Annotated in this window: 10 protein-coding genes; 9 read left to right on the plus strand and 1 reads right to left on the minus strand. The window is 58.9% G+C overall.

All coding sequences use genetic code 11. The features are described 5' to 3' along the window. Positions 1-3: 3 nt before the first annotated feature. Both fliR and flhB read left to right on the plus strand, forming a co-directional pair. Positions 4-789 carry a flagellar biosynthetic protein FliR gene (gene fliR / locus KVG88_RS11325; RefSeq protein WP_150704824.1) on the plus strand — a complete coding sequence of 262 codons (786 nt, stop codon included), beginning with the start codon at positions 4-6 and terminating at the stop codon, positions 787-789. 3 nt (positions 790-792) lie between these two features. Next, positions 793-1,932 (plus strand): flagellar biosynthesis protein FlhB, encoded by a 1,140-nt coding sequence (gene flhB / locus KVG88_RS11330; protein ID WP_150704825.1) that lies wholly within the window; start codon positions 793-795, stop codon positions 1,930-1,932. Between the two features lie 66 nt (positions 1,933-1,998). Here the strand turns inward: flhB and KVG88_RS11335 are convergent, their stop codons facing one another. Next, entirely contained in the window at positions 1,999-3,096 is a 1,098-nt protein-coding gene (locus tag KVG88_RS11335; protein ID WP_217871371.1) for an RHS repeat-associated core domain-containing protein, read from the minus strand. Positions 3,097-3,442: 346 nt separating this feature from the next. Between KVG88_RS11335 and flhA the strand changes: the two genes are divergently transcribed. The 7 genes from flhA (at position 3,443) to KVG88_RS11370 (ending at position 12,243) form a co-directional block, all read left to right on the plus strand. Then, positions 3,443-5,572: a flagellar biosynthesis protein FlhA gene (gene flhA / locus KVG88_RS11340; RefSeq protein ID WP_150704826.1), complete on the plus strand. Its 2,130-nt coding sequence runs from the start codon at positions 3,443-3,445 to the stop codon at positions 5,570-5,572. Between the two features lie 11 nt (positions 5,573-5,583). Further along, the gene (gene flhF / locus KVG88_RS11345; protein ID WP_150704827.1) at positions 5,584-6,909 is read left to right on the plus strand and encodes a flagellar biosynthesis GTPase FlhF; all 1,326 of its coding nucleotides are present in this window, start codon (positions 5,584-5,586) and stop codon (positions 6,907-6,909) included. A 116-nt stretch (positions 6,910-7,025) separates the two neighbouring features. Next, a complete protein-coding gene (gene fleN, locus KVG88_RS11350; RefSeq protein WP_008001746.1) occupies positions 7,026-7,856 on the plus strand; it encodes a flagellar synthesis regulator FleN in 831 nt (276 codons plus the stop codon). Continuing rightward, positions 7,853-8,593: an RNA polymerase sigma factor FliA gene (gene fliA / locus KVG88_RS11355; protein WP_007894214.1), complete on the plus strand. Its 741-nt coding sequence runs from the start codon at positions 7,853-7,855 to the stop codon at positions 8,591-8,593. Before fleN ends, fliA begins: the two co-directional genes overlap by 4 nt. Positions 8,594-8,759: 166 nt before the next feature. Continuing rightward, the gene (locus tag KVG88_RS11360; protein ID WP_003183998.1) at positions 8,760-9,131 is read left to right on the plus strand and encodes a chemotaxis response regulator CheY; all 372 of its coding nucleotides are present in this window, start codon (positions 8,760-8,762) and stop codon (positions 9,129-9,131) included. 19 nt (positions 9,132-9,150) lie between these two features. Further along, positions 9,151-9,939, plus strand: coding sequence for a protein phosphatase CheZ (locus tag KVG88_RS11365; RefSeq protein WP_217871372.1), 789 nt, complete (start codon positions 9,151-9,153; stop codon positions 9,937-9,939). A 54-nt stretch (positions 9,940-9,993) separates the two neighbouring features. Then, positions 9,994-12,243 (plus strand): chemotaxis protein CheA, encoded by a 2,250-nt coding sequence (locus KVG88_RS11370; RefSeq protein ID WP_217871373.1) that lies wholly within the window; start codon positions 9,994-9,996, stop codon positions 12,241-12,243. The last annotated feature ends 14 nt before the right edge of the window (positions 12,244-12,257 follow it).

Here is a 12,257-nt window from a genome sequence, read left to right on the forward strand (position 1 = left end):
ACCATGTCGTCGCTACTGCAACTGACCGATACCCAGATCAGCACCTGGGTGGCGACGTTCATGTTGCCGCTGTTTCGCGTCGGCGCGCTGCTGATGGTCATGCCGGTGTTCGGCACCTCGCTGGTGCCCAAGCGTATCCGGCTTTACTTCGCGATCGCCATTACCGTGGTCATCGCACCCAATCTACCGCCCATGCCGCCGGTCAATGCGCTGGATTTGAGCGGGCTGTTGCTGATTGCGGAGCAGATTCTCGTCGGCGCAATCCTCGGGTTTTCCTTGCAACTGTTCTTCCAGGCGTTCGTGGTGGCGGGGCAGATTGTCGCCATCCAGATGGGCATGGGTTTCGCCTCGATGGTCGACCCCACCAACGGCGTGTCGGTGGCGGTGATCGGGCAGTTCTTCACCATGCTGGTGACGCTGATGTTCCTGGCGATGAACGGCCATCTGGTGGTGTTCGAGGTGCTGACCGAAAGCTTTACCACGCTGCCGGTTGGCAGTGGCCTGATGGTCAATCACTACTGGGAAGTGGCCGGCAAACTCGGTTGGGTCCTTGGCGCGGCGCTGCTGTTGGTGCTGCCGGCAATCACCGCACTGCTGGTGGTCAACATCGCGTTTGGCGTGATGACCCGGGCGGCGCCGCAACTGAACATTTTCTCCATTGGCTTCCCGCTGACCCTGGTGCTCGGGCTGTTTATCGTCTGGGTCGGGCTGGCGGACATTCTCAATCAGTATCAACCGCTGGCCACCGAGGCCTTGCAGTTTTTACGCGAACTGGCACAGGCGCGCTGAGTCATGGCTGAGAGCGAAAGCGGTCAGGACAAAACAGAAGACCCCACGGAGAAAAAGAAAAAGGACGCCCGTGAGAAAGGTGAGATCGCCCGTTCCAAGGAGCTCAATACCCTGGCGATCATGCTCGCCGGGGCTGCTGCATTGCTGATATTCGGCGGGGCGCTGGCTCAGGAAATGATGGACCTGATGCGCCTGAATTTTTCGCTGTCGCGAGAGGTGGTGCTGGACCAGCGTTCGATGGGCACCTATCTGCTGCATTCAGGGCTGATTGCCTTGCTGGCGATTCAGCCGGTGATGATCACCTTGCTGCTGGCCGCGTTGATCGGACCGATTTCCCTCGGTGGCTGGCTGTTCTCCGCCGGCACCATGGCGCCCAAGTTCAGCCGCATGAACCCCGGCGCCGGGCTCAAGCGCATGTTCTCGGCCAAGGCCATTGCCGAACTGCTCAAGGCGCTGGCGAAGTTTTTCATCGTGCTGTTCGTGGCGCTGCTGGTGTTGTCGGCGGACATCGACGACCTGTTGCGCATCGCCCACGAACCGTTGGACCGGGCGATCATCCACAGCCTGCAAGTGGTGGGCTGGAGCACCCTGTGGATGGCCTGCGGCTTGATCATCATTGCGGCTGTCGATGTGCCAATCCAGCTCTGGGAAAGCATCAAGAAGCTGAAAATGACCAAGCAGGAAGTGCGCGACGAGCACAAGGATCAGGAAGGTCGACCTGAAGTCAAACAACGCATTCGCCAGCTCCAGCGCGAAATGTCCCAGCGGCGGATGATGGCGGCAATCCCCGACGCCGACGTGGTCATCACCAACCCAACCCATTACGCCGTAGCCCTCAAGTACGACCCGGACAAGAGCGGTGCGCCGATGTTGATCGCCAAGGGCAGCGACTTCCTGGCGCTGAAGATTCGTGAAATCGCCGCCGCCAACGAGATTCTGCTGCTGGAATCGCCGGCGCTGGCGCGGTCGATTTACTACTCCACTGAACTTGAGCAGGAAATCCCCGGCGGACTCTATCTGGCGGTGGCGCAGGTGTTGGCTTATGTTTATCAGATTCGCCAATATCGAGCAGGCAAAGGCAAGCGTCCGGATCCGCTTAAGGATGATTTGCCGATCCCACCGGATTTGAGGCGGGATTCTTAAAGTAGAGTTACTGTGTTTTTAGCTTAATCGCTTCTTGCTCTTTGCCAGGGGATAGATCTGGCGATTTCACCCATTGCGAATATGTAAGACTTTTTCTGGGTGGAAATTAATGCTTTTTCCTTTTTTTACATGATGGGTCTGTATTCTAAAAAAGGTGTCTAAGTCGCTGTATGGATCATCTGGGTAGTGTTGGCGAGAATAATTAAATTGTTCAAGAATATCCTGCGGATCGTTGTTCGCCACCACAATGCCTTTAAAGCCTTTTACGGGTTTTCTAGTCAGATGTGAAAATTCTGCTGCGAATGAGTTGCGGCCGCCCTCCGCGGAATGGCAAGCCAAAATTCTAATGTTTTCGTATTTTTCAAAGTCGTAGTTTTTCTGCAGTAGCTCGGTGTGAAGCTCTTCAGGGGTTAACTGTCGATCTTTGAAGACAATTTTCGAGGGCTTGCTTGATATGCCTGGCTCGCCGTGAGCTTTAATGTTGAGGCGTCTATTGCCCTTGTAGTTATCTATAAAAGTGAACGCTGCGTCGTCGATCATTCGAATCTCTTGCATGTACCCATTCCTTGGCGCCTTTGCCGTTGTAAGTGCTCGCCGCGATGAAGGAAAGGATGTAAAGATTTTCGAGAGTGGCATATGGCCGTTTTGATCATAAAAGTTGACCGGGTCCGCGAGGCAATACGCATACGGATTCAACCCGCCATTTCCAAACGGGCTCAAATTATCCGGACTATTAAAGCGCATCAACACCGGATTAAAGGCCCGATACCCATTCCCCAATAAGTAACAACCGGTCACTCGGTCCGCCCGCTCACCATTGAAACCCAGCAAACTGGTTAATCCGCTTTCGGCCCGTCGATGTCCGTAGGGCGAGTAGGCGATGGGGTGTCGCAGTTCGGCTTTCAGCGTCTGCAACACCGAACGCTGCAGATCGGTAGCCAGCAACGTGCTTTCGACCGCATCGTGCTGACGCTTCTGTTGCGCCAGCAGCAAGTCGTCTTGCTGAAAAATGGAGTACCCGATATCCCCTTGTATTTCCGTACTAAGGCGACTTTTGCAATAAAACCGTTGGTGCGCGGGGGCACTCGCTAGAGTTTGGTTGATCAGACGATCCAGCGGGTCGTAGCCATAGCGGCAGCGCAGGATTGGTTGTGAGGAAGCCATTGCGCTTGCTCCGGATTCTTGGGGGAGCTTGAGTATCGGCGGATTTTTGCCGGCTCGGTACTATCAGAACTGATAGGGGCGGCACTCTGTATGGCTCGATCAGCTACAAGTCTGGACACCGCAAACCCTGTGGGAGCGAGCTTGCTCGCGATAGCGGTGGGTCAGTCAACATCAGTGCTCGCTGTGCCGACGTCATCGCGAGCAAGCTCGCTCCCACAAGGATCTCCACAAGCCGCACGGGCCAGCGCTGCATCCTCAAATCCAAAAGTTGGAAGGCTTCTTGCAATACCCGTCCCGAGCCTGCTTCAGGCGTCAAAAGTTTGCTTCAAAGGAACGGGGAATACCGGTGGATCGCTCTCAGTTAATCAACAGTGCCCGCACGAACATGGCAGACCTCAGTCGAGGCAATCTGGGCGTGCCGCTGTTGCTGCTGGTCATGTTGGCAATGATGATGTTGCCGATTCCACCGTTCCTGCTCGACGTGTTTTTTACCTTCAACATTGCCCTGTCGATCGTGGTCCTGCTGGTCTGCGTGTACGCCTTGCGGCCGTTGGATTTTGCGGTGTTCCCGACCATTCTGCTAGTGGCGACGTTGTTGCGACTGGCGTTGAACGTGGCCTCGACGCGGGTGGTGATGCTCCACGGTCAGGACGGCCACGCCGCTGCCGGTAAGGTGATCCAGGCCTTCGGTGAGGTGGTGATCGGCGGTAACTACGTGGTCGGTATCGTGGTTTTCGCGATTTTGATGATCATCAACTTCGTCGTGGTAACCAAGGGTGCCGGGCGGATTTCCGAGGTAAGCGCGCGCTTCACCCTCGATGCGATGCCCGGCAAACAGATGGCCATCGACGCCGACCTCAACGCCGGTTTGATCGACCAGAACCAGGCCAAGGCCCGTCGTTCGGAAGTGGCCCAGGAAGCCGAGTTCTACGGGTCCATGGACGGTGCCAGCAAGTTCGTGCGCGGTGACGCCATCGCCGGCCTGCTGATTCTGTTCATCAACCTGATCGGCGGCATGGCGGTCGGTATCTTCCAGCACAACATGACCTTTGCCGACGCCGGCAAGGTGTACGCGCTGTTAACCATTGGTGACGGTTTGGTGGCGCAATTGCCATCACTGCTGTTGTCGACGGCTGCCGCGATCATGGTGACCCGTGCTTCCGGCTCCGAAGACATGGGTAAGCAGATCAATCGCCAGATGTTTGCCTCGCCCAAAGCGCTGGCCGTCTCGGCAGGTTTGATGGCGGTGATGGGCCTGGTGCCCGGCATGCCGCACTTCTCGTTCCTGAGCATGGCTGCCCTCGCTGCCGGTGGCGCGTACCTGTTCTGGCGCAAGCAGAACATCGTCAAGGTCCAGGCTCTGCAAGAGGTCAAGCGCCAGCAGGAGCTGCTGCCATCGCCGGCCCGCGCCCAGGAAACCAAGGAGTTGGGCTGGGATGACGTGACGCCGATCGACATGATTGGCCTGGAAGTGGGTTATCGCCTGATTCCGCTGGTGGATCGCAATCAGGGTGGGCAATTGCTGGCGCGGATCAAGGGCGTGCGCAAGAAGCTGTCCCAGGACCTGGGCTTCCTGATGCCGACCGTGCACATCCGCGACAACCTCGACCTGGCGCCGAGTGCCTATCGCCTGACCCTGATGGGCGTGATCCTGGCCGAAGCCGAGATTTACCCGGATCGCGAACTGGCGATCAACCCGGGGCAGGTCTACGGCACGCTCAACGGCATCACCGCCAAAGATCCGGCTTTCGGGCTCGAAGCGGTCTGGATCGAAATAAGTCAGCGTGCCCAGGCACAATCCCTTGGCTATACAGTGGTCGATGCCAGTACAGTAGTGGCCACGCACTTGAACCAGATTCTGTACAAGCACTCCAGCGAGCTGATCGGGCACGAAGAAGTGCAGCAATTGATGCAATTGCTGGCGAAAAACTCGCCGAAACTGGCTGAAGAGCTGGTGCCGGGTGTGTTGTCGCTGTCGCAACTGCTCAAGGTTCTGCAAGCGCTGCTGGCCGAACAGGTGCCGGTGCGCGACATTCGAAGCATTGCCGAAGCCATCGCTAACAATGCTTCCAAGAGTCAAGATACCGCCGCATTGGTGGCTGCGGTGCGCGTCGGCGTAAGCCGCGCCATCGTGCAAAGCATTGTAGGCACTGACTCCGAGCTCCCAGTGATCACGCTGGAGCCAAGGTTGGAACAAATATTGCTCAATAGTCTGCAGAAGGCAGGACAAGGCTCGGAAGAGGGCGTTCTGCTGGAGCCAAGCATGGCTGAAAAGCTGCAACGCTCGCTGATCGATGCGGCGCAGCGCCAAGAGATGCAAGGTCAACCGGTGATTCTGCTGGTAGCCGGTCCGGTACGCGCGATGCTTTCGCGGTTTGGCCGGCTGGCAGTCCCGGGTTTGCATGTGTTGGCTTATCAGGAAATCCCTGACAACAAGCAAGTGACCATCGTTGCGACAGTAGGGCCCAACGGCTGAGGTAGTGGTTTATGCAAGTTAAGCGTTTTTTCGCCGCCGATATGCGTCAGGCCATGAAACTGGTTCGTGATGAGCTGGGCGCTGAAGCAGCCATCATTGGCAACCGCCGCATCGCCGGTGGTGTCGAACTGACGGCTGCCCTGGATTACAAGCTCTCGGCGCTGGCGCCGCGCGTGCCGAACATGGAGCTCGAAGACGAGCTGCGCAAGACTCAGTCGCGCATCGTCACCGCTCAGGCCGAATTGAGCCTGCGCAGCGACGGCGAAAGCGACAACGCGACCAACCGCCAGTTGTTCGCCGGCTTGCCACTCACCGCAGCCGAGCCGCTGATCGAACCGACCTACGCCGAGCCTCGTCGTCCTGCGCCGGCGCCTGCTCCAGCGGCCGCTGTGGATTCTCGGGTGTTCGACTCGATGCGTTTCGAACTCAACAGCCTGCGCGAACTGATGGAAGTTCAGCTTGGCTCGTTGGCCTGGAACCAACTGCAAGGCAGCAGCCCGGGCCAAGCCAATCTGTGGCGCCGTCTGCAACGCATCGGTTTGTCCGGGCCGTTGTCGCGCGACTTGCTGGCGCTGATTACCGACATTCAAGAACCCCGTCAGGCCTGGCGCATGTTGCTGGCGCACCTGGCGCGGATGATCGCCACACCGGAAGTCGAGCCGCTGGAAGAGGGTGGTGTGATTGCCATGGTCGGCCCTGCCGGCATGGGCAAGACCACCACGCTGGCCAAGCTGGCTGCCCGCTACGTGCTCAAGTACGGCGCGCAGAACATCGCGCTGGTGAGCATGGACAGCTACCGTATCGGTGCCCAGGAACAGCTCAAGACCCTCGGTCGGATTCTCAACGTCTCGGTGACCCACGTCGATCCGGGGCAATCGCTGGTCCAGGCGCTCGAACCTTTGCTGCGCAAACGCGTCGTACTCATCGATACCGCTGGCCTTCAAGCCAGCGACCCGGCCCTGCGCATGCAGCTCGAAAGCCTGGCCGGGCGTGGCATCAAGTCAAAAAATTATCTGGTCCTGGCAACCACCAGCCAGAAACAGGTTCTAACCGCCGCTTATCACAGTTACAAGCGCTGCGGGCTCGCTGGCTGCATCCTGACTAAACTGGATGAAACGGCAAGTCTGGGTGAGGTCTTGAGCCTGGCCATCAGCCATGAACTGCCGGTGGCCTACCTGACCGATGGCCCGCGGATTCCGGATGATTTGCATCTGCCGCGCCGTCATCAACTGGTCAGCCGCGCCGTGAGCGTGCAAATGCAGGAAGAACCCAGCGAAGAAGCCATGGCTGACATGTTCGCTGATATCTACCACAGCCCCACCAAGCAGGTAGGCTGAGGTAACAATGAATCGTTTTTGTACCTACATCGATGGTCTGCCATGCATTGTTCCGTTTGTGAACGCGCAGCCAGTAATGTGGCCTCCGTCTATGCAAGACAAGGTAAAGAAATAACATGGGCAGCATGCATCCCGTACAGGTGATCGCGGTGACCGGCGGCAAAGGTGGCGTCGGGAAAACTAACGTGTCAGTGAACTTGTCCCTGGCTTTGGCTGAACTTGGCCGGCGCGTCATGTTGCTGGACGCCGACCTGGGGCTGGCGAACGTCGACGTTCTGCTGGGCCTGACACCCAAACGTACCCTGGCCGATGTGATCGAGGGTCGCTGCGAACTGCGCGACGTCCTGTTGCAAGGTCCTGGCGGCATCCGCATCGTTCCGGCCGCGTCCGGCACCCAGAGCATGGTTCACCTGAGCCCGGCGCAACACGCCGGCCTGATTCAGGCCTTCAGCGACATCGGCGACAACCTCGATGTGTTGGTGATCGACACCGCTGCGGGTATTGGTGACTCGGTAGTCAGTTTCGTCCGTGCGGCCCAGGAAGTGTTGCTGGTGGTCTGCGACGAACCGACCTCGATCACCGACGCTTATGCGTTGATCAAACTGCTTAACCGCGACTACGGCATGAACCGCTTCCGTGTCCTGGCCAACATGGCCCAGAGCCCGCAGGAAGGGCGCAACCTGTTCGCCAAGTTGACCAAGGTCACGGATCGCTTCCTCGACGTCGCCCTGCAATACGTCGGCGCCGTGCCTTACGACGAAAGCGTGCGCAAGGCTGTTCAGAAGCAACGTGCCGTCTACGAAGCATTCCCGCGCTCCAAGTGCTCGCTGGCGTTCAAGGCCATTGCGCAGAAGGTCGACACCTGGCCACTGCCTGCCAACCCGCGTGGGCACCTGGAATTCTTCGTTGAGCGCCTCGTGCAACAAACGGCAGGACCCGTGCTATGACAGCCAGCGGCTACAACCTCTACAAGAAATCGGCGCGCGATGCGCAGTACGAGCTGATCGAGCGTTACGCGCCGCTGGTCAAACGCATTGCCTATCACTTGCTGGCGCGTTTGCCGGCCAGTGTTCAGGTCGAAGATTTGATTCAGGCCGGGATGATCGGCCTGCTGGAAGTCTCGACCAAATACGACGCCAGCAAAGGCGCGAGTTTCGAGACGTACGCGGGCATCCGCATCCGCGGCGCCATGCTCGATGAAGTGCGCAAGGGCGACTGGGCGCCACGCTCGGTCCACCGCAATACCCGCATGGTCAGCGACGCCATCCGCTCGATTGAAGCTAAAACCGGCCGTGACGCTAAAGATCACGAAGTTGCGGCCGAACTCCAATTGAGTCTCGACGATTACTACGGGATTTTGAACGACACCCTGGGCAGCCGTTTATTCAGTTTCGACGATCTGTTGCAGGACGGCGAACACGAAGGGCTGCACGAGGATGGCGCGAGTGCTCATCTCGAGCCGTCACGCGATCTGGAAGATGAACGCTTCCAGGCAGCGCTGGCGGACGCGATTGCCAATTTGCCGGAGCGTGAGCGACTGGTGTTGGCGCTGTACTACGACGAAGAGTTGAATCTCAAGGAAATCGGTGAGGTCCTGGGGGTCAGCGAATCTCGGGTCAGCCAGTTACATAGCCAGTGCGCGGCCCGTTTGCGGGGGCGTTTGGGAGAGTGGCGAGCGCGCTGAAGGCGGTGTGGGGGCACTGCGACGTGGCTGGTGGGGTGATGAACCGCGCCGGTCTTGCTTCGTTGTACTCCAGACAGTCATTGAGTGCTTTGCCAGATTGATTGAAATGGCGCGTCCAGGTGCTGGGCGCGTTTTAGTCTGCTTGGAGGTCGAATTGGACAAGAACATGAAAATCCTCATCGTTGATGACTTCTCAACGATGCGGCGGATCATAAAAAACCTGTTGCGTGACCTTGGGTTCACCAACACGGTCGAGGCCGACGATGGCACTACCGCCATTCCGGTACTCAACAGCGGGAGCATCGACTTTCTGGTGACGGACTGGAACATGCCTGGCATGACCGGTATCGATCTGCTGCGCCACGTGCGTGCCGATGAAAAGCTCAAGCACCTGCCGGTGTTGATGGTGACCGCTGAAGCCAAGCGCGAGCAGATCATCGAAGCGGCCCAGGCCGGTGTAAACGGCTATGTGGTCAAACCCTTCACGGCCCAGGCGTTGAAAGAAAAAATCGAGAAGATTTTCGAACGCATCGGTTGAACTGCGCCACGGGGGAGCTATGGGGCATAACGAATCTTCGCAGGGCGATTTTGAATCGACCCTGAAAAAACACGCCGTCGAACTGGTCGCGAGCCTTGAAAAGGGCAGGTTCGGCGATGCTGTGCAATTGATCCATGAGCTCAACCAGACCCGTGACCGCGGCCTGTATCAGGAAGTGGGCAAGCTCACTCGCGAGCTGCATAGCGCGATCGTCAATTTTCAGATTGACCCGCACATGCCGCAAGCCGAGGAGGTGTCACAGATCACCGACGCCACCGAGCGTCTGGGCTATGTGGTCAAGCTGACCGAGGCGGCGGCCAACCGCACCATGGACCTGGTGGAAAACGCCACGCCGCTGGTCAACAGCCTGGCTGACGAAGCCCAGGCCTTGAGTACGGACTGGGGACGGTTCATGCGCCGTGAAGTCGGGGCTGAAGAGTTCCGCGAGCTGGCCCGGCGAGTCGATGGCTTCCTGGCGCGCAGCAGCACGGATAACCGCGCCGTGTCGGCCAACCTCAACGACATCCTGCTTGCCCAGGATTATCAGGACCTCACAGGTCAAGTGATCAAGCGTGTGACCCAACTGGTCACCGAAGTTGAAAGCAACCTGCTCAAGCTCGTGCTGATGGCCAGTCAGGTGGACCGCTTTGCGGGCATCGAACATGACCGTGAAGCGATGCTTGCAGAAAAAGATCCACAAAAACATCTCTCTCAGGGTGAAGGTCCGCAGATTCATGCCGATAAAAGAGAAGACGTTGTGTCCGGTCAGGACGATGTGGACGATTTGTTATCCAGCCTGGGATTTTAGCGTTTTAGAATTTTAGGTTTTTTGGGTTTTTAGACCTGTAGGAGCACACCATTAATGAGCTTCGGCGCCGATGAAGAGATCCTTCAGGATTTCCTGGTTGAGGCCGGCGAGATTCTAGAGCAACTGTCCGAACAGCTGGTCGAGCTGGAAAGCCGACCGGATGATGCGGATTTGCTCAATGCAATTTTTCGCGGTTTTCACACTGTAAAAGGGGGCGCCGGCTTCCTCCAGCTCAACGAGCTGGTGGAGTGCTGTCACATCGCCGAGAACGTGTTCGACATCCTGCGCAAGGGCGAACGTCGCGTTGACTCGGAACTGATGGACGTGGTTCTCGAAGCGCTGGACGCGGTGAACAGCATGTTCAGCGAAGTCCGCGAGCGCAGCCCGATCACGGCTGCCACACCTGAATTGCTCGCTGCTTTGGCCCGTCTGGCCGAGCCGCAATCGGCTGACGAAGCTGCACCTGTCGCCCAAGCGGTTGAAGAACCTGCCGCTGAAGTCGAATCGGGTGACATCACCGACAATGAATTCGAACAATTGCTGGACTCGCTGAACGCCGTCAAGGCCCAGGCCGAGGCCCCGGCGGCTGCTCCAGCGCCTGCCAGTGACGAAATCACCGATGCCGAGTTCGAGTCGTTGCTCGATCAATTGCACGGTAAAGGCCAGTTCGCCGTCGATGCGGTGGCACCGGCTGCTCCTGCCGCACCGCAGGCGCCAAAAGCCGCGGGCGACAGCTCCGACATCACCGACGACGAATTCGAAGCACTGCTCGACCAGTTGCACGGCAAGGGCAACTTTGCCGTCGACGCGCTGGAATCGGCCATCGCTTCGGTGCCGACACCCGCCGCGCCAACCGCTGCGGCAGCCGGCAGCGACCTGATCACCGACCACGAATTCGAATCGCTGCTCGACGAACTGCACGGCAAAGGCAAGTTCACCGAAGTCGGTGCGACGGCTGGAACGGCCACCGGTGCCAGCGCCTCGGTAGCGGCTCCTGTCGCCAAGGCTGCGGCGCCGAAACCGGTGGCCAAGGCCCCCGAGCCGAAACCCGAAACACCGGCACCTGCTGCCGCTGCTGCACCAGCTCCGGCCCGTGCCCCGGCTGCGCCGCCGGCGGAAAAACCGGCCAGCGAAGCCGAAACCACCGTGCGCGTCGATACCGCACGGCTGGACGAAATCATGAACATGGTCGGCGAGTTGGTGCTGGTGCGTAACCGCCTGGTTCGCCTGGGTGCCAACAGCGCCGACGAAGCCATGTCCAAAGCCGTGTCCAACCTCGACGTGGTCACGGCCGACCTGCAAACCGCGGTCATGAAGACCCGGATGCAACCGATCAAGAAAGTCTTCGGGCGCTTCCCGCGTCTGGTTCGCGACCTGGCTCGCCAGCTCAAGAAAGAGATCAACCTGGAGCTGGTCGGCGAAGAAACCGACCTCGACAAGAACCTCGTCGAGGCCCTGGCCGACCCGCTGGTCCACTTGGTGCGCAACGCGGTCGACCACGGCATCGAGTCGCCGGAAGAGCGCGAAGCTTCGGGCAAGGCCCGTGGCGGCAAGGTGATCCTGGCGGCGGAACAGGAAGGCGACCACATCCTGTTGTCGATCTCCGATGACGGCAAGGGCATGGACCCGAATGTCCTGCGTTCCATCGCGGTGAAACGCGGTGTGATGGACAAGGACGCGGCCGATCGCCTGAGCGATACCGAGTGCTACAACCTGATCTTCGCCCCGGGTTTCTCGACCAAGACCGAGATCTCCGACGTGTCGGGTCGTGGCGTGGGCATGGACGTGGTGAAAACCAAGATTTCCCAGCTCAACGGTTCGATCAACATCTTCTCGGCCAAGGGCCAGGGATCGAAGATCGTCATCAAGGTGCCGTTGACCCTGGCGATCATGCCGACGCTGATGGTCATGCTCGGCAACCAGGCGTTTGCGTTCCCGCTGGTGAACGTCAACGAGATTTTCCACCTCGACCTGTCGACCACCAACGTGGTGGACGGCCAGGAAGTGGTGATCGTGCGGGACAAGGCGCTGCCATTGTTCTACCTCAAGCGCTGGCTGGTCAGCTCCGCCGCTCACGAAGAGCAGCGCGAGGGCCATGTGGTGATCCTTTCGGTGGGCACCCAGCGGATCGGCTTCGTCGTCGACCAACTGGTGGGCCAGGAAGAGGTGGTCATCAAGCCATTGGGCAAAATGCTCCAGGGAACCCCGGGCATGTCGGGCGCCACCATCACCGGTGACGGTCGCATTGCGCTGATTCTCGATGTTCCGAGCATGCTCAAGCGTTACGCCGCACGGCGTATTTGATTCTGGCGAAGCGG

Source organism: Pseudomonas azerbaijanoccidentalis (assembly GCF_019145495.1).
GTDB lineage: Bacteria > Pseudomonadota > Gammaproteobacteria > Pseudomonadales > Pseudomonadaceae > Aquipseudomonas > Aquipseudomonas azerbaijanoccidentalis.

Bases quoted from the DNA above. Each gene is read 5' to 3' on its own strand.
- KVG88_RS11360 (WP_003183998.1), top strand. From the start codon at position 8,760: ATGAAAATCCTCATCGTTGATGACTTCTCAACGATGCGGCGGATCATA.
- fliR (WP_150704824.1), top strand. From the start codon at position 4: ATGTCGTCGCTACTGCAACTGACCGATACCCAGATCAGCACCTGGGTG.
- fleN (WP_008001746.1), top strand. From the start codon at position 7,026: ATGGGCAGCATGCATCCCGTACAGGTGATCGCGGTGACCGGCGGCAAA.
- flhF (WP_150704827.1), top strand. From the start codon at position 5,584: ATGCAAGTTAAGCGTTTTTTCGCCGCCGATATGCGTCAGGCCATGAAA.
- fliA (WP_007894214.1), top strand. From the start codon at position 7,853: ATGACAGCCAGCGGCTACAACCTCTACAAGAAATCGGCGCGCGATGCG.
- KVG88_RS11335 (WP_217871371.1), bottom strand. From the start codon at position 3,096: ATGGCTTCCTCACAACCAATCCTGCGCTGCCGCTATGGCTACGACCCG.
- KVG88_RS11365 (WP_217871372.1), top strand. From the start codon at position 9,151: ATGGGGCATAACGAATCTTCGCAGGGCGATTTTGAATCGACCCTGAAA.
- KVG88_RS11370 (WP_217871373.1), top strand. From the start codon at position 9,994: ATGAGCTTCGGCGCCGATGAAGAGATCCTTCAGGATTTCCTGGTTGAG.
- flhB (WP_150704825.1), top strand. From the start codon at position 793: ATGGCTGAGAGCGAAAGCGGTCAGGACAAAACAGAAGACCCCACGGAG.